The organism is Thalassobacillus devorans (assembly GCF_900176565.1).
Lineage (GTDB): Bacteria > Bacillota > Bacilli > Bacillales > Halobacillaceae > Thalassobacillus > Thalassobacillus devorans_A.
On the sequence record NZ_FXEH01000006.1, the window covers coordinates 1496128 to 1519427 of the forward strand.

Annotated in this window: 25 protein-coding genes, 1 tRNA gene and 1 riboswitch; of the genes, 14 read left to right on the forward strand and 12 right to left on the reverse strand. The window is 40.6% G+C overall.

Going from position 1 to position 23300, the window contains the following annotated elements; translation table 11 throughout:
* Positions 1–938 precede the first annotated feature (938 nt).
* On the reverse strand, positions 939–2051 hold the full coding sequence (locus B9Y67_RS18520) for an IS110 family RNA-guided transposase (RefSeq protein WP_085504929.1): 1113 nt from the start codon (positions 2049–2051) through the stop codon (positions 939–941).
* A gap of 625 nt (positions 2052–2676) precedes the next feature.
* On the opposite strand from B9Y67_RS18520, the gene B9Y67_RS18525 reads away from it, so the two are divergent.
* On the forward strand, positions 2677–3048 hold the full coding sequence (locus B9Y67_RS18525; RefSeq protein ID WP_062446668.1) for a rhodanese-like domain-containing protein: 372 nt from the start codon (positions 2677–2679) through the stop codon (positions 3046–3048).
* A gap of 68 nt (positions 3049–3116) precedes the next feature.
* Here the strand turns inward: B9Y67_RS18525 and gcvPB are convergent, their stop codons facing one another.
* From gcvPB to gcvT, 3 genes are read right to left on the reverse strand one after another with little or no spacing between them, the layout of a single operon-like run.
* Positions 3117–4580: an aminomethyl-transferring glycine dehydrogenase subunit GcvPB gene (gene gcvPB / locus B9Y67_RS18530; protein ID WP_085508846.1), complete on the reverse strand. Its 1464-nt coding sequence runs from the start codon at positions 4578–4580 to the stop codon at positions 3117–3119.
* Positions 4573–5922, reverse strand: coding sequence for an aminomethyl-transferring glycine dehydrogenase subunit GcvPA (gene gcvPA / locus B9Y67_RS18535; RefSeq protein WP_085508847.1), 1350 nt, complete (start codon positions 5920–5922; stop codon positions 4573–4575). The genes gcvPB and gcvPA overlap by 8 nt, the downstream gene beginning before the upstream one ends.
* A gap of 25 nt (positions 5923–5947) precedes the next feature.
* The gene (gcvT, locus tag B9Y67_RS18540) at positions 5948–7051 is read right to left on the reverse strand and encodes a glycine cleavage system aminomethyltransferase GcvT (protein WP_085508848.1); all 1104 of its coding nucleotides are present in this window, start codon (positions 7049–7051) and stop codon (positions 5948–5950) included.
* A gap of 177 nt (positions 7052–7228) precedes the next feature.
* A riboswitch (glycine riboswitch) is annotated at positions 7229–7319 on the reverse strand.
* Between the two features lie 165 nt (positions 7320–7484).
* Here gcvT and B9Y67_RS18545 point away from each other — a divergent pair.
* Both B9Y67_RS18545 and B9Y67_RS18550 read left to right on the forward strand, forming a co-directional pair.
* Positions 7485–9128, forward strand: coding sequence for a DEAD/DEAH box helicase (locus B9Y67_RS18545; RefSeq protein ID WP_085508849.1), 1644 nt, complete (start codon positions 7485–7487; stop codon positions 9126–9128).
* On the forward strand, positions 9125–9931 hold the full coding sequence (locus B9Y67_RS18550; RefSeq protein WP_176224052.1) for a YqhG family protein: 807 nt from the start codon (positions 9125–9127) through the stop codon (positions 9929–9931). Before B9Y67_RS18545 ends, B9Y67_RS18550 begins: the two co-directional genes overlap by 4 nt.
* A gap of 23 nt (positions 9932–9954) precedes the next feature.
* Here the strand turns inward: B9Y67_RS18550 and B9Y67_RS18555 are convergent, their stop codons facing one another.
* Positions 9955–10128, reverse strand: a complete 174-nt coding sequence (locus tag B9Y67_RS18555) for a YqzE family protein (protein WP_082412084.1) — start codon at positions 10126–10128, stop codon at positions 9955–9957.
* 51 nt (positions 10129–10179) lie between these two features.
* The gene (locus tag B9Y67_RS18560) at positions 10180–10671 is read right to left on the reverse strand and encodes a shikimate kinase (protein ID WP_085508851.1); all 492 of its coding nucleotides are present in this window, start codon (positions 10669–10671) and stop codon (positions 10180–10182) included.
* Between the two features lie 104 nt (positions 10672–10775).
* On the opposite strand from B9Y67_RS18560, the gene comGA reads away from it, so the two are divergent.
* The 10 genes from comGA (at position 10776) to B9Y67_RS18610 (ending at position 16099) form a co-directional block, all read left to right on the forward strand.
* Positions 10776–11780, forward strand: coding sequence for a competence type IV pilus ATPase ComGA (gene comGA, locus B9Y67_RS18565; RefSeq protein ID WP_085508852.1), 1005 nt, complete (start codon positions 10776–10778; stop codon positions 11778–11780).
* A complete protein-coding gene (gene comGB / locus B9Y67_RS18570) occupies positions 11743–12801 on the forward strand; it encodes a competence type IV pilus assembly protein ComGB (protein WP_085508853.1) in 1059 nt (352 codons plus the stop codon). Before comGA ends, comGB begins: the two co-directional genes overlap by 38 nt.
* A gap of 16 nt (positions 12802–12817) precedes the next feature.
* Entirely contained in the window at positions 12818–13129 is a 312-nt protein-coding gene (gene comGC / locus B9Y67_RS18575) for a competence type IV pilus major pilin ComGC (protein ID WP_085508854.1), read from the forward strand.
* A gap of 9 nt (positions 13130–13138) precedes the next feature.
* The gene (gene comGD / locus B9Y67_RS18580; RefSeq protein WP_085508855.1) at positions 13139–13576 is read left to right on the forward strand and encodes a competence type IV pilus minor pilin ComGD; all 438 of its coding nucleotides are present in this window, start codon (positions 13139–13141) and stop codon (positions 13574–13576) included.
* A complete protein-coding gene (locus B9Y67_RS18585; protein ID WP_139823853.1) occupies positions 13542–13898 on the forward strand; it encodes a hypothetical protein in 357 nt (118 codons plus the stop codon). The genes comGD and B9Y67_RS18585 overlap by 35 nt, the downstream gene beginning before the upstream one ends.
* Positions 13879–14304: a competence type IV pilus minor pilin ComGF gene (gene comGF, locus B9Y67_RS18590; RefSeq protein WP_085508857.1), complete on the forward strand. Its 426-nt coding sequence runs from the start codon at positions 13879–13881 to the stop codon at positions 14302–14304. Before B9Y67_RS18585 ends, comGF begins: the two co-directional genes overlap by 20 nt.
* Before the next feature lie 37 nt (positions 14305–14341).
* Positions 14342–14647 carry a hypothetical protein gene (locus tag B9Y67_RS18595; RefSeq protein ID WP_085508858.1) on the forward strand — a complete coding sequence of 102 codons (306 nt, stop codon included), beginning with the start codon at positions 14342–14344 and terminating at the stop codon, positions 14645–14647.
* 68 nt (positions 14648–14715) lie between these two features.
* Positions 14716–14787: transfer RNA gene (locus B9Y67_RS18600), tRNA-Gln, on the forward strand.
* A 303-nt stretch (positions 14788–15090) separates the two neighbouring features.
* Entirely contained in the window at positions 15091–15771 is a 681-nt protein-coding gene (locus tag B9Y67_RS18605; RefSeq protein WP_085508859.1) for a helix-turn-helix transcriptional regulator, read from the forward strand.
* Positions 15772–15859: 88 nt separating this feature from the next.
* Positions 15860–16099 (forward strand): DUF2626 domain-containing protein, encoded by a 240-nt coding sequence (locus B9Y67_RS18610; protein ID WP_062446698.1) that lies wholly within the window; start codon positions 15860–15862, stop codon positions 16097–16099.
* 48 nt (positions 16100–16147) lie between these two features.
* Here B9Y67_RS18610 and B9Y67_RS18615 read toward each other — a convergent pair whose 3' ends face one another.
* Positions 16148–17233, reverse strand: a complete 1086-nt coding sequence (locus B9Y67_RS18615) for an SAM-dependent methyltransferase (RefSeq protein WP_085508860.1) — start codon at positions 17231–17233, stop codon at positions 16148–16150.
* Positions 17234–17389: 156 nt separating this feature from the next.
* Positions 17390–18016 (reverse strand): MBL fold metallo-hydrolase, encoded by a 627-nt coding sequence (locus B9Y67_RS18620; protein WP_085508861.1) that lies wholly within the window; start codon positions 18014–18016, stop codon positions 17390–17392.
* 172 nt (positions 18017–18188) lie between these two features.
* Between B9Y67_RS18620 and B9Y67_RS18625 the strand changes: the two genes are divergently transcribed.
* A complete protein-coding gene (locus B9Y67_RS18625) occupies positions 18189–18353 on the forward strand; it encodes a DUF2759 domain-containing protein (protein WP_085508862.1) in 165 nt (54 codons plus the stop codon).
* A 176-nt stretch (positions 18354–18529) separates the two neighbouring features.
* Here B9Y67_RS18625 and B9Y67_RS18630 read toward each other — a convergent pair whose 3' ends face one another.
* From B9Y67_RS18630 to B9Y67_RS18645, 4 genes are all read right to left on the reverse strand, one after another.
* Positions 18530–19318 (reverse strand): ABC transporter permease, encoded by a 789-nt coding sequence (locus B9Y67_RS18630; RefSeq protein WP_085508863.1) that lies wholly within the window; start codon positions 19316–19318, stop codon positions 18530–18532.
* A gap of 11 nt (positions 19319–19329) precedes the next feature.
* Positions 19330–19998, reverse strand: a complete 669-nt coding sequence (locus B9Y67_RS18635; protein WP_254901841.1) for an ABC transporter ATP-binding protein — start codon at positions 19996–19998, stop codon at positions 19330–19332.
* A 131-nt stretch (positions 19999–20129) separates the two neighbouring features.
* The gene (locus B9Y67_RS18640) at positions 20130–21002 is read right to left on the reverse strand and encodes a M14 family metallopeptidase (protein WP_085508865.1); all 873 of its coding nucleotides are present in this window, start codon (positions 21000–21002) and stop codon (positions 20130–20132) included.
* 93 nt (positions 21003–21095) lie between these two features.
* Positions 21096–23018 (reverse strand): LTA synthase family protein, encoded by a 1923-nt coding sequence (locus tag B9Y67_RS18645; protein WP_085508866.1) that lies wholly within the window; start codon positions 23016–23018, stop codon positions 21096–21098.
* Between the last annotated feature and the right edge of the window lie 282 nt (positions 23019–23300).

The window sequence follows — 23300 nt, forward strand, 5'->3', positions numbered from 1 at the left end:
TACAAGTAACATACCACATAAAAAGAATCTTAATCAATATATTGTGTTCTTTTTTTAAAAATAACACCAGATATTGTGTTTAGAACGAAGTGATTAGTTTTTGTCAATCTTAAAATCATGCGAAAAAGATAGAGAACCAGAGATAAAATAAGTTAATACGCCTTTTTTCTTTGCAGGTAAACTTTTTTATCATTTGCAAGATATGACATTTTTCACCACAACCTTACTTCGTGATGATACATAATTTTGTTAGTCTCTGTTAAACATTGTTGTTAATTTACCATAAGAGGTCTATTCAATTAAAGGGCCGAAAAGTCGAAGACTTGATTTCGAGATGATTGTGTGAGGGGAAGGGTCGTTGGGAAAGGATTCGCTTTCCGCGGGGAAGACGGCAAGCCTCCTGATATGAACGAAACTGTCAAGGCTCCCACTCTCCAAGGTTTTTTAAATTATTTTTGGGCAATTTTAAGAAGAGAAGCTGTTTTGGCTTCTTTCTTTGGTTACTCTTATTAGCCATTCTGGCTAAATTATCTCTTACCTTTAGCTTACCAATTACCTCTCACCTCGCAGAAGGGCTGTCAAGTGTATTCCTTGACTGGTCTTCTGCGAGGTGAGACCCTACTTTAAAGCTAAAGATAACGTCGGTTCGTCCCTCCTTTTATTCCTTTTAAACAGTTGAATAGAGGGTAAGAACACGGCACGAAGGCAAAAATCTCTACTGCGGTTTGCATTCTGATATCCGTGGGTTTTCACAATTTATCTTTCCGTATAAAGGACTAATCCACTAACTCGAGACGTGCGTTATTCTTATAGAAATAGCACAGAGGAGGCACGTGGGTTTTCCTTTCCGGTATTACCTCTTTGCCTTCGAGCCCTATTCTCATCCATCTATCTAATTTAAATGAAGCTTATAATGAATTCAGTTAAACCTCTACATTTCAAATGTTTGAAACATCTTCTAACTCTTGAGTGATCGCCCAAACAAAACCAGCTAATTCTCTAGCCACTGCAGTAATAGCTTTACCGCTTTCTTTACCTCTGGATAATAATCGATAATACTTCTTGTGAAGCCTGTTTTGTGCCTTCCAGGATATTGATTGGATATTGGGGGCTTGACCATGTTGTCTCTTTTTTAATTCTCCTTTTACTGCAGGTCGATAACGATAACTCCAGGCCGCTTCTACTAATAAACGTCGTGCGTGGCGATTTCCTGTTTTCGTAATATCACCTTGTCGCCTACTCTCCCCACTTGAAGATTCACTTGGAATCAATCCAAGATAAGACATAAACTGTCTAGGAGAAGGAAAACGCTTGAAAGAACCAATTTCAGCTACAAGACTTGCTGCTGTAATCAGCGCCACCCCTCTTAATGATTGAAGAGCTTGAATGGTTGGCGCGTGCACACCTTCGGTTGCCTGAACTCTTATTTCTTCTTCCAGTCTTAAAATTCGTTGTTCTAACTCTTGTATTTGATGATAATACTCCTGAAAAACTACTTGTAAGGAAGAGCGTTCAAACTTTAGTGCATCCAGCCAATCTCGATACTTTCTGGTCCACCTATTAACTCCTGGGGGTGCTTGAATATTATTGCGCAGGAGAAATTTAGTTAAACGATGCTTCGCCCTTAGCTCATCTTCTTTAGCGTCTTCACGTGCCCTGACTAGATCGCGAAGTGCTTCATCCTCAGGGGTGGGAACATAAATAGACGTTAATTCCCCAGCTCGATATAATTGAGCGAGACGAATAGAATCCCTGCGATCTGTTTTGATACGCTCACCAGGTCTTTGGGGAATTAAGGACGGCGCGATAACCTCACAATGAACATCCAGGGTAAGGAAAAGCCTATATAATGCATATCCTGTGGGGCCAGCCTCGTAACAAAACCGTAAGGCTTTTGGATCCCCAAGTTTTTTCACCAATTTCTTAATTGCTTCTGGTGTATGAGGTATCATCCCCCAGTACCTGGGCGCTTCGCGCCCTTCTTCAGCGATAGCGACTGCAATTTTTTCCTTTGATACGTCTAAACCAACGTATTTAATGGTATCCTTCATAATAACTAGCTCCTTCCGTAATGTAGCTCTGGTTTGGTTTTTGTTTAGCAGTAATCATTCTAACCAGATTAACCTACGATTTTACGAGTAAGGAGCTAGTTTTCGTTCATGATAACTCGAGCTAAAGCTCTGCGGGGTCTTGCCAGTCTATCCTTTCCCGCAGGAGTCTCACCCTTCCCCCACGCCCCTTGCCATATGAAGTTCTCGAAATCACGCTTATAAAAACAGCCCCATGATGTGATAAAAAAACATTTACATTCTTTACATGCGCAGTTGAAGGGGTTAGTTATACACCTTTTGAAGGGCCCGTTAACTTTAACAATGGCTGGGTGGGCAGGGAAACGGGGAGACTCCCGCGGGAGAGGGGGCTAGGCGAGATCCCGCAGGGCTTTAGCCCGAGGAAGCTTGCCAGGTCCCCCGCAGGAAAGCGAGTCGTTTCCCAGCCCATCCCTTTTCCATTACGGTAACGGACCCAACTATCTTGAAACTGAGTCTTCCATTATAGGGAGCTTTACTGTAAAATCAACACGGGGATTTAACATAGCCTTTCTATAAAAACTCTTTGAAAAGTTAGACAAACATCCATATAATAGATAAGGGAATAGACAAATGGGGGTAGGAACCAATGGAATTATTAATCATAACGCTCATCGTATTAATTGGCTTTGGGCTATATAGATTTTTTAAAACGCGTAAAATCCTGACTACATTGACTGAAGATGAATTTAGACAAGGCTACCGGAAAGCGCAACTCATTGATGTCAGGGAACCAAAGGAATTCAAAGGTGGTCACATTCTTGGAGCACGCAACATTCCTTTATCCCAATTGAACCACCGTCTAACCGAACTTCGTAAAGATCAGCCAGTTTACATGTATTGTCAAAGTGGCTCACGTTCTGCCCGAGCAGCTGCAATTCTTCATAAAAAAGGATATCGCGATTTGAATCAGCTGAAAGGCGGATTCAAGCACTGGGGCGGAAAAATAAAAAAAGGTTAATATGAACATCATGTATTTCATAACAAAAAAGCATCCTGTTTGGGATGCTTTTTTGTTGTTCTATTTTATCAGCTACCTTTGTTATAACGAAGCACAGGCTTTCTTGCTGCAGTAGTCTCATCCATACGGCTCACCACGGTTGTATGAGGTGCTTCCTGCACAATTTCAGGATCCTCTTTCGCTTCATTAGAAATTTGGATCATTGCATCAACGAATGCGTCGAGAGTTTCTTTCGATTCCGTTTCGGTCGGCTCTACCATCAGCGCTTCTTCCACATTTAACGGGAAGTAGATAGTTGGTGGATGGTATCCGAAGTCTAACAGGCGCTTCGCAATATCAAGTGTACGTACACCCAACTTCTTCTGACGCTTACCCGACAACACAAATTCATGTTTACAATGCTGGGAAAACGGCAAGTCAAATTCTTTCTCCAGACGTCTCATCATATAGTTTGCATTCAATACAGCGTATTCGCTTACCTTCTTCAGACCTTCCGCTCCCATGGTGCGAATATACGTATAAGCACGGACGTTAATACCGAAATTACCGTAGTACGGTTTCACACGACCGATTGATTTTGGACGATCGTAATCAAAACCATATTGTTCTCCCTTTTTAATTAAAACCGGCTTAGGTAAATAGGCAGCAAATTCTTCTGTTACGCCGACAGGTCCAGAACCAGGACCTCCCCCGCCGTGTGGGCCAGTGAATGTCTTATGAAGGTTCAAGTGTACAACATCGAATCCCATGTCTCCAGGGCGGGCATAACCAAGAATAGCGTTAAGATTAGCACCATCATAATAGAGCTTTCCCCCTGCATCATGGATAATCTCTGCCATTTCCAATATATGTTCTTCAAATAAGCCAAGCGTGTTCGGATTAGTCAGCATCAGTGCTGCTGTGTCTTCGCCGACAACACGTTTCAAATCTTCCAAGTCAACGAGACCACGATCATCGGACTTCACTGTCACTGCCTCGAAACCAGCAACGGTAGCGGAGGCAGGATTTGTCCCATGGGCAGAGTCAGGTACGATTACCTTCGTGCGGCCAAAATCACCATTTGCTTCATGGAAGGCACGGATCATCATAAGGCCTGTCCATTCCCCATGTGCCCCTGCCGCAGGCTGGAGGGTTACTGTGTGCATGCCTGTAATTTCAGCCAGGCTTGTTTGTAAATCGTACATCAGCTCTAATGCACCCTGGATCGTTTCTTCATCCTGGTAAGGATGAATATGACTAAAACCAGCCAATCGCGCGATATCTTCATTCATCTTGGGATTATATTTCATCGTACAAGAACCAAGCGGATAGAAGCCAGAATCTACCCCGTGGTTGCGAGTAGATAAAGCAGTATAATGCCGCATGATCTGCAATTCACTTACTTCCGGCAAATCTGCTTCCGTCTCACGGATATAACGCTCGTCAAACATATCGGTTAAATCTACTTCAGGCACGTCCATTTCCGGTAGACTGAATCCTGTACGACTTTCTTGGCTGTGTTCAAATATGAGTGGAAAATCTTGATTAGCCATTTATATCCCCCAATTCCTGCGCGAAGTTATCGATTTCATCTTTTGTCCGAACCTCTGTCACTGCGATCAGCATGTGTCCTGCTAACTCATTATAGCTGGCACCCAGGTCATAGCCCCCGATAAATCCTTTTTCCAGCAGTTTTTTGTTTGCATTCTGGACATCATTTCCTAAATTGATGACCAATTCGTTGAAAAACGGACCTGTATACGCGACATTCACTCCATTGTCTTCTAATGCTTTCTTCATATATGCGGTTTTCTGAATATTGGTCCATGCCATTTTCTTAACGCCCTGTTTACCTAACGAGGACATGGCAACCGAGGACGCAAGAGCATTCAATGCCTGGTTGGAACAGATATTGGATGTCGCTTTATCACGGCGAATATGTTGTTCCCTGGCTTGTAAAGTCAACACAAAACCTCTTCTTCCCTGCTCATCTTTTGTTTGCCCTACCAGGCGGCCAGGTACTTTGCGCATCAATTTCTTCGTTGTGGCAAAATAACCGCAGTGAGGCCCGCCAAACTGAGCCGGGATTCCAAATACCTGTGCATCACCGACGACGATATCCGCCCCGAATTCACCAGGTGGGTTCATGTAACCCAATGCGAGTGGGTTGCTGGAAACTATCATCATCGCTTTCTTTTGGGTATCCAATAACTCTCGCACTTCTGCCAACGGTTCGATTTGGCCAAAAAAGTTCGGATATTGAAGCACGACACCTGCTGTATTTTCATCAAGTTCAGCTGCCAGTGCTTTTAAATCTGTTACCCCATTTTCGTGGCCAATTTCAATAATTTCCACTCCAGGACCGTTTGCATAGGATTGAATGACAGCACGTGATTCAGGATGAACCGTACTTGATACAATCACTTTTTTCTTTCTGGTTGTACCAGCACTAAGATTTACAGCTTCTGCCAGAGCCGTCCCGCCGTCATACATGGAGGAGTTTGCGACATCCATTGCAGTGAGCTCACAAATCATGGTCTGAAACTCGAAGATTGCCTGTAATTCACCTTGCGAAATCTCCGGCTGATAAGGGGTATAAGCAGTATAGAATTCTGACCGGGAAATCACATGGTCTACAACCGACGGAATATAGTGATCATAGACTCCTGCTCCGAGAAAGGAAGTATGTGACTTCAAATTGACATTTTTATTAGCCAATTCGGTCAATTCCTTTGTGAGTTTATATTCATTTGAAGGAGGCTTGATCCCCAATTCCCCTTTGAACCTTACCTTTTCAGGAATATCTTCGAATAGCTCCTCAGTTTTATTGATTCCTATCGTATCTAACATTTCCTGTTTATCTTTTTCCGTCATCGGTAAATAACGAAACTCCATGATAAATCCCCCTGCCCTGTTTGTATTATCCGCGTTTATAAAATGGTGTCTTTACAACTTCCGCCTTCAATCTTCTCTTTCTCACCTGTACCTCTACCACAGTCCCTACTTCCGTATAGTCTATATTAAGTAAGGCCAGGCCGACATTTTTCCCTAATGTAGGGGATTGCGTACCGGTCGTTACAAATCCGATTTCATTTTCTCCGGATAAAACTTTATATCCCGTTCTAGGAATACCTTTGTCCAGCATTTCTATTCCAACAAGTTTCCGTTCCAGGCCGTTTTCCTTCTGTTTCAAAAGAGCTTCCTTACCAAGGAAGTCTGCTTCTTTCTTCAACTTGACAGCAAATCCTAACCCCGCTTCAAGTGGAGATATTTCAGGAGAGAGCTCCTGGCCGTACAAAGCAAGATTGGCTTCAAACCTTAACGTGTCTCTTGCTCCTAAGCCAATCGGTTTGACTCCTTCAGATTCGCCGGCTTGAAGAATCTTCTGCCAGAGAAGGGGACCTGATTCTTTTGATATATAAATTTCAAAACCATCTTCTCCGGTATATCCGGTTCTTGAGACAATAGCGTCATCTGGTACACCCTCAAAAGAAACAGGAAATTCAAATCGGAAAAATCTGATTGCTGATAAATCAACAGTAGTCAGATTTTTCAGTACTTTCTCAGCAATTGGACCTTGAAGAGCCAGTTGAACATATGCATCAGATTCATTTCTTATGGACACACCATCAATTAAATGATCTTCCAGCCATTGATAATCCTTTTCTACATTTGCAGCATTGACGACTAGCAAATATTTATCCTCTTCCAGTTGATATACAATCAAGTCATCAACCGTTCCACCATTTTCGTAGCACATAATGGTATATTGTGCTTTTTTGGGTTCTAATTTTGAAACATCGTTCGTCAGCATTTTTTGTAAGAAGTTCTCACTTTCGGGTCCTTCCACAAAAATTTCTCCCATATGAGAAACATCAAAAAGTCCTGCTTTGTTTCGAGTCGCTTCATGTTCATCCTTGATTCCAGAAAATTGGACAGGCAAATCCCATCCACCAAAATCAATCGTCTTTGCACCGTGCTTTTCATATTCTGGAAACAGCGGCGTCCTTTTCAAATCAGCCATGCGAACACTCCTCTACTAGTTTGTATAAAAAAACAGACAGATATCCCACGGCTATGTATGGGATACTCTGTCCGTTCACCAGAAAGTTTCACCTGGAATTGTAAACGCATTCAATGCATTTTACAAACCTGGCTTGCTTCTTGGGTGGTTCACAAATCTGAACACTCTCCAGAGGTGCGTCACACAGGGGTCTTTTTGCCTGAGAGATTCACATGCTATATGTTTGCTCCTTCGGCGCTACAAACGTAGTCTCTCCCCCTGTAATCATTCGCTGGTAGTATTTATTTTTCAATTGGGCATACTAGCCAATAAAAGCTGTGAAAAATCTGTCATTTTGTCACAAACATTATATCACATGCTCCATCAGGTTTTAAAAATAATTTTGAACCTTTTATCTGATAGCAGAGCACAGGGAAAGGAAGGCTTCTATAGAATGGAAATTTTATTAGACGAAAAATATGGGGAACAATTAGCTAAAGAGGCGGCCAATCCTGATGCAATCAGCAGTTGGAATCAGTTTAAACTTACTTACCAGGCAGCGAAAGCCTCTTCAGTCCCCTATTTTGAAGGACTCGTAGCTTTAAGCCATCTGCCTCATATCGACTTTCTTCCCCACCAGAAAGAAGCGGCGGAAGAAATTATTCATCAAATGCAGGGAAGAGCGATACTTGCTGATGAGGTAGGTTTGGGAAAAACAATCGAAGCTGGATTGGTTTTGAAAGAATACTTGATTCGTGGAATGGTCAATAAGGTACTGATCCTTACACCGGCATCGCTTGTTAATCAATGGGTCACTGAATTACATGAAAAATTTTATATCCAGGCATATGCTCCCCGGAAAAATCCCGCCTGGAAAGATGCTGATATTATGGTTACATCCATAGATATGGCGAAAAAAGACCCTCATTATAGTGAAATCCTTTCCATTCCCTATGATCTGATTATCATTGATGAAGCACACAAATTAAAAAATCCAGCTACCAAAAACTATCAATTCGTCAAAGCTTTGCAGAAAAAGTATTGTTTATTGTTAACTGCTACTCCTATACAAAACCGGATAACCGATATATTTAACTTAGTTTCAATCTTAAAGCCAGGCTATCTTGGAGATTTGTCCTCCTTCAAAAAGGAATATGGAAAGAAAATGGGCAACCTGGATGGAAACCTTCATTTAAAAAAGTTGATCAGCAAGGTAATGATCCGCAACCGCAGACAAGACACAGGCCTTGCGGATACAAAGCGTATGGTCAAGACAGAGTGGATCGAATTCTCGGAAGAGGAACAACAAGTTTACGAGAAACTTGAAACAATTAAGGGAACCCATCCATCTTTCACTTATCTTACATTGGCGAAAGAACTTTGTTCTTCCCGGGAAGCCTGCTACCTATCCAGCAAGCAAATGTATGATAAATTAGGAGATCCGGAAAATACTGGTCCTTTACATGATTTAATTTCAGGGGTAGAACAGCTCCCCCACCACGCCAAAGCTAAACGTATGGTGGAGATCATCCAACAGTCTGATGAAAAATTCATTGTATTCACCGAATATCGCGCCAGCCAATATTACTTACAATGGTACCTACAGCAGCATGGGATATCTTCGGTACCGTTTCGTGGCGGCTTTAAACGAAGTAAAAAGGACTGGATGAAGCAATTGTTCCGTGATCATGCACAAGTCATGATCGCGACAGAAGCTGCTGGAGAAGGGATTAACTTACAATTTTGTAGAAACATGATCAATTATGATCTCCCGTGGAACCCGATGCGTTTGGAACAACGAATAGGGCGTATTCACCGATTTGGTCAAGAAAAGAATGTGCAAATTTATAATTTCGCTATCAAAAATACGATAGAAGAGCATATCCTGAACTTGTTATACGATAAAATAAGTTTATTCGAAAATGCCATTGGAGAATTGGATCATATTTTGGAAGACTTGGACATCAAAGATTTGGGCCACGAAATAGAGGCGATTTATTCCGAGTCCTCCAGTTACGGTGAGGCTAAAATAAAATTGAACAACCTTGCCTCTGTCATTTCTTCTCATTCTGAAGCAGAACGGAGGTCATCATCGTGAAAGAAGCTGCCGCACATGAACAGTTTATCAGAAGTTTTTTCCATGAATACGATTGTCCTATTCTTTCAGATGAGGACGGACGCCTGGTCATTCAGTTGACCGACAAAATGGACGAGGCACTTATGAACAGGCCATTTTACTGGCATTACATCAAAAAGATGGGCCGGCAAGGTGATCCCATGTCACTCACGCTGATTACCAACCCTGACCTTAGCGAAGAAAAAGGGGAGTATATCCATTCCGGTTCCCCGCGTTTACGTCAGTTATACAGCTTTCTCCAGGACAACTGCCGGTTTACGAAACTTTATGAAGCAGTCACCATTACAGATCAACAAAGCCCTTTGGTACCATGGCTGGTCACTAACTTGAGAATCAGTTACTTCGGGAAGCAAAAAAAAGATGAACTCTTATCAATAGGGCTGAACCTTATACACGGAACCCTGGTGCCTTCTTTTATGGAACGGATAGAAAATTACCCTTTAGAAACCACGATATCTGATTTCACTTTTCCCATGACCCCGTTGATTCGGATACCAAGTGGTTATCAGCGAATAGTCAGTTATGTTCACAATCATATTGAAAGTCAGGACCGTACCTGGGCTAGTCAGGCGATGGAAGCATTACACGAAGAAAAGCAGTTGCTGTCTGCTTTTTTCAAGGAAGAAAATGAAGAAGATAGAAAATTGCTGGAACAGGAACTCGAAGCTCTGAAAGGAAGGTTTACCCCCAAAGTTACCGTAGATGTTATCAATGGCGGGTTGTTCTATTTTTCCCAGACTACCACCAATCAAATCATAATATAAGGCTGCCTCCAGTGGAGACAGCCTTATTTATGGCGATTAAAAAGCATTTTCATGGCAAATGGTAACATGCCAAACCACTTGTTCCGTTTTGGCTGCTTAATTTTTTGCCTTTTTCGGTTATGTTTTTCTTCTTTAGTTAAATTCATATAGCGGACGAACTCTTCTGTTACATATTTAACGTAATCATTTCCGGACATTCAGCTCACCCTTAGTGAAAATTTAATCATTGTTAGTATGAACTGAAATAATTACTTCCATACATCCAGAATCTCGTCTGCAATGCGTTCCGGTGACTTATACTCGACATCGATGGTAATATCTGCAGCTTGCTGATAAACCGGCCAGCGCTCTTGTAAAAGACGCTCTTTTTCCTGCTCTTTTCCTTTCCATAAGGGGCGATTTTCATCTTGTGACAGCCGCTCCTGGATTACCTGGAAGCTGGCATCAAGGAAAATAACGGTACCCCTACGCATTAATTTCTGATTGATCGGATTTATTGGAGCTCCTCCCCCAGTGGAAACCACCATATTTTCCAAAGGTATCTCTTCAAGCAATGAAGTTTCCAATTGACGAAAATAGGCTTCGCCCTTTTCAGCGAATATCTCTTTAATTGCTCTCCCTTCCCTTTTTTCAATTAAACTGTCCATTTCAATTAAAGGGACATCAAGCTTCTCACATAATATTTCCGCTACGGTCGTTTTTCCACTCCCCATAAACCCTATCAAATAAATGGTCTTCATATATTTTTTCTCCCCTTTGTAAATATTTTTTTAATATAAGCAGGATTTTTAAGACTTTTGTCGAAATATGTAACTAAACAGTATTTGTGAGGTGATAAATTCAAGTGAGTGCAACTGCCAACCTATCCAACCAGCTGCTGATTGCCGCTATCCAATCCACTGCTTCTGACCTGCATTTCTCCCCTTATCATCAAAAGGTCGATATTCATTTTAGAATCCACGGAAAACGAATTTTCCATTCTGCCATCTCCACCCAAGTTTACGCCAAATTACTTTCCTACTACAAGTTCTCCTCCGGGATGGATATTGGAGAAATTAAAAAACCTCAAAATGGTTCCCTTTCTTTTAGAAACAAAGAACACCTTTACTCTTTACGACTTTCAACGCTCCCTATTCAATCAAACGAGAGTCTCGCTATCCGCATTCTTCCTCAGACGGATTCCCTTTCCCTGGACAATCTATTCCTTTTTCCCTCTCAATATCAACGAATTAAACGATGGCTCGGTCATCAAAGTGGCATGATTTTATTCACAGGCCCGACCGGAAGTGGCAAGACAACTACTCTGTACGCCCTCATCCAGGCATTAATCAAAGAAAATTCCTACCAGGCTATAACTTTGGAAGACCCGATCGAGAAAGATATGGAAAACATTATCCAAGTCCAGGTAAATGAACGAGCCGGCATCACTTATGATGCGGGTTTGAAAGCTGCATTGCGGCATGATCCTGACTTAATCATGGTAGGAGAAATACGTGACAGGCAAACAGCACATTTTGCTTTTCACGCTGCTCACACCGGTCATCTGGTCCTATCCAGTTTGCATGCAAAAGATGCACTCGGAACCATATTAAGGTTGAAAGAAATGGGGATACAAACCATTGATTTAGAACAAACATTAATCTCTATCGCTTCCCAGCAGCTTGTGCCAATTTCCGCCGCAGCCCACTTGCCTAGACGAGCGGCTATTATGGAGCTGTTGGATGGGGATCTTCTGCAACATGCGATTCATCACCATATGATCCCTTCCCAATCATCCTTTTATTCGTTTGATCATTTAAGGAGAAAAGCTTATGCCTATGGATACCTTCCTTACGAAATTTTTTCCTAATCCCGCTAATAAAAATTTATCTTATCCGCTTCAATTACAATTTTTAGAAAGGATGAGCCGTCTTTTAAAGAAAGGCTACCCTTTGCTCGAAGCCCTTGAAATAGTGACTTGGGATGAACGCTTTGCTGACATCACTGCAGAAATAATCAAGGAACTTAAAAATGGCCGACCAATAGATGTTTGTCTAAAAAAATCAGGCTTCTCCAAAAATGTCGTCTCCTTTTTATATTTTGCCAGAATGCACAGTAACCTTGATGAAGTTTTCCAGCAATGCAGTACAATGCTTCAACTAGATAAAACCTATGTTGATAAATTCAAACAGGTGATTCGATATCCAATTTTTTTAAGTATCTTTTTAGTGATCATGCTGGTCGTCATTGATCAGACGATCTTTCCAGCGTTGCTTGACTTGTTCCAATCCGGCAAGGAAAGCTTAGGCTTGCAGATCGCTGTGAATATAGTCAGTTTTGTTATTGATACCAGTAAAATATTTCTGCTCACTTTCACCTTCCTCGCCTTGGTATGGAAGTTAAAACATAAGAAACTCTCCATCACAAGCCAAATTAAACTATTCGAAAAAATTCCTCTTTTAAGGGATTATCAAAAAATCAAACTTACATTTTTATTTGCTACCCATTTCCACTCGATTCTTTCTACCGGAATCTCCATGAAAGAGGCTTTACATGTGATAAGCAGTCAAAATCATTATCCCCTGCTCGCTCATCACTCCATGCACATCTTACATCAGCTTGAAGAAGGCGCAACACTTGCCCAGGCCATCCATCAATGCCCATTATTCCGCGCAGAGCTGACCACCATATTTCATAAAACTGCAGACATCACAACAATGACGAGGGATCTAGCAGTGCTTGCCGAAATGCTTACCGAAATGACAAAACAAAAATTAAACAAAACACTCGAACTCATCCAGCCGATATTTTTTATCATCGTTGCGGTTTTTATCCTGTTTATATATGGATCGATCATGCTGCCGATGTATCAATGGATGAACCAACTATAGAGAGGAAGTAAACCATATGTTCAAAAACGAAAAAGGCTTTACGTTGATTGAAATGCTGATTGTCCTGCTCATAATTTCCGTATTATTAATCATTACCATACCGAATGTCAGTAATAATAACTCGATGGTACGCGATAAAGGATGCGACGGTCTGGTAAAGCTTGTAGAAGCGCAAGTGCAGGCTTATTATATCGCTGAAAACAAATTACCTGCAAATATATCAGAATTAGTAAGTGAACAATACTTAACCGACACTCAAACAAAGTGTCCTAATGATAAGATTCTTGAAGTGGTCGATGGTGAAGTAACCACGAATACAGGCAGCTAGAATATAATTATGTCAACTAGAAACGGCTACACCTTAATAGAAACGGTGATTGTTTTATTAACCCTCAGTGTTGTAATCGCTATCGCAGTCCCCTTTCATAGTAAAACTGTCGAGGCTCATACTTTTCACACGTTTTATCAACAATTCGAAGATGACGTGCTACTTACCCAGCAGCTATCGATGACAAATCAGGCGTTCTATGATTTGATGATCCTGCCTTCACAGAAAAAATATTTTTTATTAGAAACAAAAACCGAGCGGAAAGTTTTGGAGCGTTCCATTCCCGATACCATTAAGCTGGAACTGCAAACATTGAAAGTGCCTGTTCGTTTTTCCTCTGATGGAACTATTTATAGTCCCGGCAGTATGCGGATAAAAACGAACAGCAAATCCTACAGGGTGGTTTTTCCCTTTGGAAAAAGCAGGTGCTATATGTATGAAATATAATGGCTTTACATTAGTGGAAGTAATATTCGCTTTCGGCTTGCTGCTTATGATATTACTGAGCACCCTCCCGATTCTGATGAAAGTAAATTTAGAAGAGGCAGATCTTGCTGATAAAAGAAAGGCAGTATCTATTCTCCATAATGAATTAGCAAGGGAAATAAATGAATCTCTTACAAATGATAAAAGCTACAGCCTTAAAGATTTTACAGTAATTGAGATAACATTCAAATCACATGGAGAGCTTATAAAAGGGTGTGCCACATGGATAAGCAAACAAAATAAGAGAGAAAGTGTTTGTCTTAATGGATACCGGGAGACATAACGGCTATACGCTTGCAGAAACAATTATCAGCCTATTGGTTTTTTCCTTACTGACCGCCCTTCTCTCTCCTATCTTTCAACTACTCTCCATGGACAACCGTAATCAGGAGCTTAGCATTCATCAGCTTTTCCACTTCCTTTCCGATGAATTATCATACAATGACTTGAAAACTGTAACAAACACTCAAATAACATTCCAGTCACCAGATGGTGACATCATCAGTATTGAGAAGTATGGAACTACCATCCGAAGGCAGGTTGGCGGGCGTGGCCATGAAACTTTACTAACAGGAGTCAGGGATGTGGAGTTTACTATAAGTAATAACCTGCTGGTTATTAAAATTATTGATCAAGGAGGGTCTGAATATGAAAAGCTCCTGCAGGCTTACTCGTCCTCCTATCCTTAACGGGTTTATATACCCATTTGTTTTCTTGGTGGCTTTTATGTTCCTGACGGTTACTTCTGCATCCATTCACTTATATCAAAACCATCAATATAATACTGACTTGCATGTTAAAAAAATCGTCATCGATACTTTAATCCAGTCTGGCCTGGCAAAGTTTGGGAATGATATGAATCAATATCAGGAACCACCTGAAAGCGGCGAAACCAGGTACTTTTTTCCGGATGGAGAAGTTATTATTACGTACGGACGGATAGCAGAACGAACCTACTTTCTTCAACTGTCGATCGTAACTAAAGATGGAACAAGAAAAAAATTAAATCGAAGATACAAGACAGATTTATAATGAATTTTATTAAATAATCCTGTATAAATTTTAACCACAGGTACAAACTAAGACCACATCATCATTAGTGGGCTATAGCCAAGTGGTAAGGCAGCGGATTTTGATTCCGTCATTCGTTGGTTCGAATCCAGCTAGCCCAGCTTTATCAAAGAAAAGTGTCTTGGAATAGGTTAGCTCTAACCCAAGGCATTTTTCTTTTTGCTGTTTTTTAATCTTTGCATTCGTGACGGGTCATCACTTTATATTATGAGTTTTTGTTGTCCCTCTATGCTGCATGCTCCCAAAATGCCATAATAATCCCTAGGGTCAAACTAATTTTGAACAAAAGGGTTTTTTTTATATTTTCAATTTGTGTACGTTTTTTAACATTCTTTCCCTTTTGATAACAAAGCATGTTGTTTATATTATAATGAGGGCAAACCTATTACGAGGGGTGACTGTCCATGGAACAGACCTTGAAAATAACTAACGTATTAAGTGATCCGACCCGTTTTCATATTTATGAGTTTATAGTTAAAAAAAATGCAGATGTTACCGTCCAGGATATTGCAGAGGCTTTTGAAATTCACCCGAATGTTGCACGACTCCACTTATCAAAACTGGAAGACGTCAATATGCTTCATTCGCACACTAAGAAAACAGGACGCGGCGGAAGACCAAGCAGAGTCTATAACCTTTCCAAGGAAGTAGTCCAATTACATTTCCCTTTCAGGGATTATCAATTACTGGCTCAAATTGCTTTTGAAGCTTTTGCAGGTATGGGGGAAGCCGGACAGGAAGCACTTTATACAACCGGGAAAAAATTTGGTAAAGAAATGATGGAAAGGGAAGCTTCGCATGCAAGCCATTTAGATCGTGCTGGAAAATTAGAAGTTTTAAAAGCTGCAGCTGAAATGACCGGGCTCTTTCCGGAGTTCCATAACCAGACAGATGATACGATCGTTTTTACTGTAAACAACTGTCCTTTCAAGGAAGTAGCCTCTCATCAGAAACAACTGGTGTGTGAGATGCATAGTCATTTCCTAAAAGGCATGTTTGAAGCGATGTTCCAGGATATTGTGTTAAAAGAAGAGCATAATATGATGGATGGTTGTGCAAACTGTTTATACAAAGCACAAATCTGACAATTTTTCGATGATTCATTTTACATTCTCTAAGTAGTCGTTTATAATATCTATGATAGTTTCATCGAAGAAAAGGAGGGGGAAAAGCATGGATCGTATGTTCCGCGTGCTTGCCTTTTGGACTGGTATCTTTACCGTCATGTTTTATGTGGGCGACATGAATGAATCGGCTTTATTATTCTTAGTTCAAACGGCTTTTTTCCTTACAGTAAGCTACTTAAAACTGTCAGAACGTATGTATATGTACATATTCGGCGCCTACCTGACAGTATTTATGATTGGGTTTACGTATTACACCACTTTCATTTTACAACCAGGATTCCACTAAAAAAATCTGTTATCCTTAATTGGATAACAGATTTTTTAGTCTGGTTCTTTATATAGCGGGAATAGTCACTTTTTTTGCTTGTACAACCACATCGAAAGCTTCGCTAAACCCCTCTCCTGTTATCAACGTGCGAATCGCACGATTTTTTTTACTTTCTTCCGAAAATGGATCAGGATTAGTATGGGGAATCAGCTCATCCATAATCCCTGACCGAAGGAGGAAATCATTTTGTTTAAGAATGAAACCGTTTTCCCATCCCATTTTCTTTCCGATAGCTTTCCATGCATCCCAGTGCAGGTGGTGGGTTATATCCATCATCCCCGGTAACTGAAGCACATCATAAATAAGTCTGTGCTGATAATACCCTCTAAGGCTTCCTTTTTTTCGAGCCGGATGCTGCCACTCTGCATTCCTATAACCATAATCCACTGTCACAATAACTCCCTTATGTAACATGCTGTCCAATTCCTTTGCCAATGTTTCCATGTAGCCCGGAATTTCCATGCGTTGACCTTCTTCCCTTAAAGGAAGATTGTAAGTCTTTACAAAATCAGCTAATTCAACAGTCAGTGGATAATATATTTCTATAAAATCCTCACTTTCATCCAGTGCAATTCGGATTTCCATCGGTATACCATCCTTTATCTCCACCACTTTTACGGGTTGAGCGTCCAGCCACTCATTGGAGAAGACGATCCCCTCGAAATAAGGATTTCTGGCTTTGAATTCGTCCAAATGATGATATAAAGATAAGTGATCGGTGTCTGTTCCTTCCTTAATTTTCTCACGATGGTAGGGACTTTTCTCAATCAGGTGATAGGTAAAGTCTTTAGTTGTCAGGCTTAAGCGGTTAATCACCTCACGGGCAAATGTCCCATCTCCCCCGCCAATTTCACAAATGGCTAAGGGCATGTTCAGCCTGCGGCTTGTATTATAGAAATAATCAGCAAATATATGGGCAAAAACTTTATGGATCATACTGGAGGTGTAGAAATCGCCTTCCTTCCCTACTTTAACCCCACCTTTTTGATAATAACCGTATTTCTCATGGTACAGCGAGTAATCAATGAATGTATCATACCCAATCGATTGTTTCGGGTGATCTTTAATTAAAGCTCTTAAAATGTCTTCCATTGCCTTCCCCTTTGTAATTTACACTATTGACATAGTGATAATTTCGTTTATAATTATTTATAGTAGCTTAACTTTTATCCCTAACCAACAAAAGAGCAGAGCACATCCCCCCTAAGATCCTTCTTGAATAATCAAGAAGGATCTTTTTTTGCCCTTTTACATGCCGGCGAATGGATTCTCCCGTTTTTCTTCACCAATTGTAGTGGATGGACCATGACCTGGATAAACCTTTAAATCTTCAGGGAGTGTAAACAATTGTTTCTTAATACTATTAAGCAAAGTATTCATATCTCCGCCTGGAAGGTCCGTACGACCGATACCACGCTGAAATAATGCATCACCCGCTATGACGAATCCTTCCTCTAAAAAAACTAGCGACACGCTTCCTGGAGAGTGTCCTGGCGTATGTCTCACTTCAAACCTAAAAGAACCGACTTTCCTTTCCCCTGTATCGATCATTCTTTCTGCTCTCCGAGCTGCCACAGATCCCATTTGAAAAAAAGCTGATCCATTTAACTGAGGATCTGACAACCAGTCAGCTTCTTCCTTATGTACATACACAGGAATATTGAATTGATCTCTTACATCATCAACCGCGCCTATATGATCAAAATGAGCGTGCGTCAAAACGATAGCAACAGGTTTTAAATGACGTTCGGTGAGGTAATCAGTCAATTGCCTGCTGTCTCCACCTGGATCAACAATCAGACACTCCTTTTCGTCATTAGATACGATATAGCAATTCGTCCCAAGCGGACCAAGGGGCATTTGCACAATTTCCATAAGCCTATTGACTCCTTTGCGATGTTTTATTAAAATTCTTATAGAATAACTCGACAAATTCTACTCCATACTATAAAATGTATGAGGAATGAAAAGGTTTTTACATAGCCATTATAACATCCAACGTTAAGCTATGGATACTACACAGTGAAGGGTTTAGGGGGTGCTGAGTTTGGTAACAGCTATCATTCTTTTACTAGTCGCAATTCTTTGCGTACTTGCCGTATTCCGCGAATTGAAAACGAAAAATTTCTTTGCAGTATTGTTTGCAGGAGCTTCAGCATTAATTTTCGGCTGGTTCTCTGTCATGACGATTTACGTACGGTTATTTGGATAAAATAACACAAAACCTTGCCACTTTTTTTGTGGCAAGGTTTTTTCGTTTTCTCGGAAATTACAAAATTATCTTTTTGTGAATAACCTACGTGGTGGGTTACATCCAGCACCGCCGCACAGGACGTGCCGTTTTTAGTCGAACGTCATTACTAGCAAGGCGCTTGCGCTTTTGTACTTTTATTTTTGCTGATTGCGAAGTTCCTCCTCATTTTCCAATAACTGATCATTCTTATTAAAGAAATAACGGTACATTGCCATAGTTACAAACATAGCACTTAAGGAAACGGAAGAAAAAATGCTCAAGGAAATCACAAGCTGATATTTAATGGCCATTACCGGAGCGACACCCCCGAGTATCAACCCAGTCATCATACCAGGCAGCTGTACGAGTCCGATCGTTTTCAAACGATCAACATTCGGAATCAAAGCTGCGTTCAGTGTTTTTGTCACAATTAAGTGAGAAGCCTGGCTCGGCTTTGCTCCGAGGGACAGGGCGGCCATTAAGCGACCACTGTTTTCCGTGAATTCACTTTTCATCCGCTCCAGCGCAAGCCCCATTGCAACCATGCTGTTTCCTATGACCATTCCACTCATTGGAATTACTTCAGACGGGGTGAACTCCACCATATCAAAAGCCAGCCACAGCGTTAACACACTTACTTCTACTATTATTAATCCAAGTAAAATCACCAGGAATGCATGCGGCAGCTCTTTTCCTTTATTCCATGCATGGAATGTGGCTATGATAATCATAATAGATAACATCAATGGAATACCCATAAACGGATTCAAGTCAAAGAGGAAAGTCAATATGTAGCCGATGGCAAACAGTTGTACCGTCCCACGTATAGAAGACCAAACGATGTCTTTGCTCATGCCCAGTTGATAATAATAAGATAGTGTCAAAGGCACAAGTACAAAAATAATCAGAAACAGTAACGATTGGTTAGATATTTCCGGTTCCATATACCATTCTCCTAATCCTGTATGAATTCTTTTAATTCTTCTGTCTTCGGGTCTGTCAGCATGGATTCGAGGTCTCCATCCTCTTTAAGCTCGCCATCCATGAGGAATAACCCACGTTCACCAAGCCTTTTAGCTTGTTTCAAATCATGGGTAACCATAATCATCGTCAACTGGTGCTCCTCGATCAGTCTTTCCAATACTTCTTCTATTTCCTCTGCGGTACGATAATCTAAGGCACTCGTAGGCTCATCCAATAAAAGCACATCAGGGGAATTGGCCAATGTACGGCCCAGGGAAACACGTTGTTGTTCCCCACCGGATAGCTGGTCAACCTTTCGATTTAAATAACTCTCTGGAAGTTGAACATACTCCAGCAGCTTTTTAGCATCATCAGGATTCCATTCCCCGCATAGCGAAGGTCCATATTTCAAATTATCTAATACAGTACCTGGGAATAAATTCGGGGATTGTAGCAGCAGACCGACTTTCCTTCGCAGCTGTGAAATTACATATTCCGTTATCGGTTTGCCATTGTAATTGATATCTCCTTGCTTAGGGTCCCTTAATCGGTTGAATAAAAACAATAAAGAACTTTTTCCCGCTCCGGAAGGTCCAAATAAGATAACTTTTTCGTTTTTGTTGATTTTGAAATTCAGATTATGGAGGATATCATCACTCACATTTTGAAATTGAAAAACAGTATGTTCCACTTTTTCACCAACTTTCGATTAATAAACTTATCCATCTTCATGCTTTTATGACCGTTCGTTTCTTCGAGCAACCTGACTTACATGATAATAGAAGATAATGCTTAGTTGGGCAATAGAGATAGCAAAGCAATGGGTCGAACTTTATTCAAGATGGATGTATATTGTGATAGTGGTAAGGGATTGATTCCTTTACCTACTTCTATCGTATATCCTTCCTTTCTATAGTTGTCAATAAACCAATCTTTCATTCCGGCATGGCTATCAAAGGTACAAATCGGTTCATATCCGCTTGCTCTTTGAAAATTTTCGACAACCCTTTGTGAATTCATCGGCCGTTTATTTTGATAGCCAAAGTAAATGACCTCGCCCTGGGAATGAAAACATAAGACTCTTTCTATCTCATTGTTTTTTAGCAGGTCAGCCATTGCCCTTGCCTCAGGTTCTGTAAGAGGGGAATAGCCCGGAAAATCCCTGAATGATGGCTGAGCAGGCTTACGTTCCTTCTCTACCTTCCAACCGGCAGGAAACTGTTTATTCAAATCTACTCCCCGGATATTTGCTTTCCATGAAGTAAAGGTTTTATTGATCTGGTTACAATTAAGAACAAGATCGGTATAACCCCCTGCCTTTTCCAAGCCATGAATCGCCAAGTCCACACCATCCATATTAACCATAGGGACGACCTGCAGGGTGATTTGATCAAAGATTTTCCTCACATTTAATCCTTCCAATTCTCTTCCATCTTCCAGTGCTTCCACCAATTCGCCGAGGATATCCATTATAACTTTGGATGTTATCCATTCATTACCATGAAAACCTGCATTCCAATGCACTAGAAAAGGCCCCTTTCCAACCGTGACGGAATAGATCGGCTTTTTTAAAACTGTCTCGCCAATGATTTCTACACTTGCTGACTCCATTTGCTTATATTGAGCTATATCTTTGTATAGCATTTCAGAATCATAAATTTCCATTCCCCTATTCTCTCCCTTTTTGACTGCTTACTTCATTATAAAAAAAGACACCCCAATGGGTGCCTTTTTCATCAAAATTATACTGATTAAGATTTATTGTTCTGCTGACTTTTCCAATTCTTCTACTTCTTCTTTCGTTTGATGTTTGCCGTTATCGAAGTTGTAGAAGCGAAGCAGGTCGCCATAGATAAGACTGTCAGAGTATCCAAGTTCTTTCTCTACTTTTTCCTGGAAAGGTGCACAAGGTGATTCTTCTGCTGTTTCCTCAATTGGTTCACCTGTTTCCCGGTCGTAGCATACTTCGCTTTTGTATACATATTCGTCTGTAACAAAGCTTCCATCACGCATGGCTATAAAGTCTTTGCGATCTTCAGCGAACATGTTCGTGCCAAACGATAGGTCGTTTCCTTCTTCGATTCCCATCAAATGCAATAATGTTGGCTTCACATCAATCTGACCAGCGATTTTATCATATTGCTTTCCTTTGTCATACCCAGGGATATGAATCATAAATGGTACACGCTGGTTCTGCACATGCTGGTAGCCATCTATTTCTTTCCCCTGGAATTGACTCATTGCTTTATTGTGGAAGTCACTAATACCATAGTGGTCACCCATCAACACAATGATGGAGTCTTCATATAAACCGGCATCCTTCAGCTGCTGGAAGAAATCCTCTAATGATTCATCTGTATACCGGGCTGTCGGCATATAATTATTTAGTGTCCTGGAGTTCGAATCATACTTATCAATATTAGCCTTGTCTTCCGGTAACTCAAACGGGAAGTGGTGCGTCAGTGTAATAAACTTGCTGTAGAAAGGCTGATCCTGCTCTTTTAGATACTTGATCGATTGTTCAAAGAACGCCTTATCTTCCAGTCCCCAGCCAAATGAATTCTCTTCATTTTCTTCAAATGACTGTTCATCAAAAAACTTATCATAACCAATATTGTCATACATGGAATCACGGTTCCAGAAACTCTTGTTGTTAGCATGATATACAGAAGTATAGTAATCTTCTTCATTCAAAATTTCCGGTAAGGAATTATATTCATTACTAGCATGAGTGAAATATACAGCACCTCTAGGAAGAGGATACATACTGTTTTCTACAAGAAATTCCGAATCAGATGTTTTACCCTGTGCTGTCTGGTGATAAAAGTTAGGGAAGAAGATCGTATCCTTGCTCTCTTTTAAGTCATTCATGAAAGGAGTGATTTCTTTTCCGTTAACTTCTTCATCCAACACAAAATTCTGCATTGATTCTACTGATACAAATATAACGTTTTTGTCTTTAGCAATACCGAAAAGGTCAGTCTTTTCGTCATTACTTGTATTTTCACGCATATACGTTTCGATTTCTTTCACTTCGCTGCCATCAGCTAATACACGCTGTGCTTTTGTCTTGGTAGTCATTGTTGCATCATACGCATGGTAGTTGAAAATTCCTATGTTCTTCACTAAATATTCGCGGTCGAAAGCACGAACAAACAACATTGGCCGTTCCATTTCAGCCAAAACGACGTTAGCTGTCAACAAGAGGAAAGTAACAGCTGTTGCTGCAATCTTCCCTGCCTTTGGAAAATCAACCGCAAATCGTGTAGTGCGCTTACTCAAAAACCACACGATGACTATATCCAGGAACAAGAAAATATCTGGCAAATGCATCAATGAAAGCAAACTGCCTCCTAAATCAGCGGCATTGTTACCCTGGAATAGCACTGGGATAGTAATGAAATCAGTAAAGTTACGATAGAATACTAGATTCAGGTAAAGGATCAATGTTCCGATAACCATCGTCCACCGTAAATATTTCATCTGTCTTCTAGGCTTTAGCCATACACTTATGGCGAAAACCAGATATGCACTTACAAATGGGTTCAAAAACAGGATCAATTCCTGCATAGTATTTTCAATGGAGAGATTAAACATATATTTATAAACGATATATGTCTTCAAGCCAAATAATACAGTAGCAATTATAAATAAAGGTATTTTGAATTTTGATGCTTGCATGGTTATATCCTCCTCAACCTTCCAGGGCTTTCATGTTTACATAAGATTTACATGAAACACACCTGTATTTTACAATATCCATTTATCATTCATATTAAACCTATCCCCTAATATGACGACTATTGTACCAGAAAAGTTTCATTTATTTTTTTACCGTTCGGTTACAAACACTTTACATGCCGGTCTCTGAATGTCTCCATCATATCCGGCTAAAAGAAAATTATAAGCGATAGCTTTCAGAAAAGCAACGGTTATCATATGGAATTACATGTAAAAACAGGA

Bases quoted from the DNA above. Each gene is read 5' to 3' on its own strand.
- B9Y67_RS18605 (WP_085508859.1), top strand. From the start codon at position 15,091: ATGGAACAGACCTTGAAAATAACTAACGTATTAAGTGATCCGACCCGT.
- B9Y67_RS18545 (WP_085508849.1), top strand. From the start codon at position 7,485: ATGGAAATTTTATTAGACGAAAAATATGGGGAACAATTAGCTAAAGAG.
- B9Y67_RS18610 (WP_062446698.1), top strand. From the start codon at position 15,860: ATGGATCGTATGTTCCGCGTGCTTGCCTTTTGGACTGGTATCTTTACC.
- B9Y67_RS18645 (WP_085508866.1), bottom strand. From the start codon at position 23,018: ATGCAAGCATCAAAATTCAAAATACCTTTATTTATAATTGCTACTGTA.
- B9Y67_RS18640 (WP_085508865.1), bottom strand. From the start codon at position 21,002: ATGGAAATTTATGATTCTGAAATGCTATACAAAGATATAGCTCAATAT.
- gcvT (WP_085508848.1), bottom strand. From the start codon at position 7,051: ATGGCTGATTTGAAAAGGACGCCGCTGTTTCCAGAATATGAAAAGCAC.
- B9Y67_RS18525 (WP_062446668.1), top strand. From the start codon at position 2,677: ATGGAATTATTAATCATAACGCTCATCGTATTAATTGGCTTTGGGCTA.
- B9Y67_RS18595 (WP_085508858.1), top strand. From the start codon at position 14,342: ATGTTCCTGACGGTTACTTCTGCATCCATTCACTTATATCAAAACCAT.
- comGB (WP_085508853.1), top strand. From the start codon at position 11,743: ATGCCTATGGATACCTTCCTTACGAAATTTTTTCCTAATCCCGCTAAT.
- B9Y67_RS18630 (WP_085508863.1), bottom strand. From the start codon at position 19,318: ATGGAACCGGAAATATCTAACCAATCGTTACTGTTTCTGATTATTTTT.
- B9Y67_RS18560 (WP_085508851.1), bottom strand. From the start codon at position 10,671: ATGAAGACCATTTATTTGATAGGGTTTATGGGGAGTGGAAAAACGACC.
- B9Y67_RS18615 (WP_085508860.1), bottom strand. From the start codon at position 17,233: ATGGAAGACATTTTAAGAGCTTTAATTAAAGATCACCCGAAACAATCG.
- B9Y67_RS18620 (WP_085508861.1), bottom strand. From the start codon at position 18,016: ATGGAAATTGTGCAAATGCCCCTTGGTCCGCTTGGGACGAATTGCTAT.
- gcvPA (WP_085508847.1), bottom strand. From the start codon at position 5,922: ATGGAGTTTCGTTATTTACCGATGACGGAAAAAGATAAACAGGAAATG.
- B9Y67_RS18520 (WP_085504929.1), bottom strand. From the start codon at position 2,051: ATGAAGGATACCATTAAATACGTTGGTTTAGACGTATCAAAGGAAAAA.
- comGC (WP_085508854.1), top strand. From the start codon at position 12,818: ATGTTCAAAAACGAAAAAGGCTTTACGTTGATTGAAATGCTGATTGTC.
- gcvPB (WP_085508846.1), bottom strand. From the start codon at position 4,580: ATGGCTAATCAAGATTTTCCACTCATATTTGAACACAGCCAAGAAAGT.
- B9Y67_RS18555 (WP_082412084.1), bottom strand. From the start codon at position 10,128: ATGTCCGGAAATGATTACGTTAAATATGTAACAGAAGAGTTCGTCCGC.
- comGF (WP_085508857.1), top strand. From the start codon at position 13,879: ATGGATACCGGGAGACATAACGGCTATACGCTTGCAGAAACAATTATC.
- comGD (WP_085508855.1), top strand. From the start codon at position 13,139: ATGTCAACTAGAAACGGCTACACCTTAATAGAAACGGTGATTGTTTTA.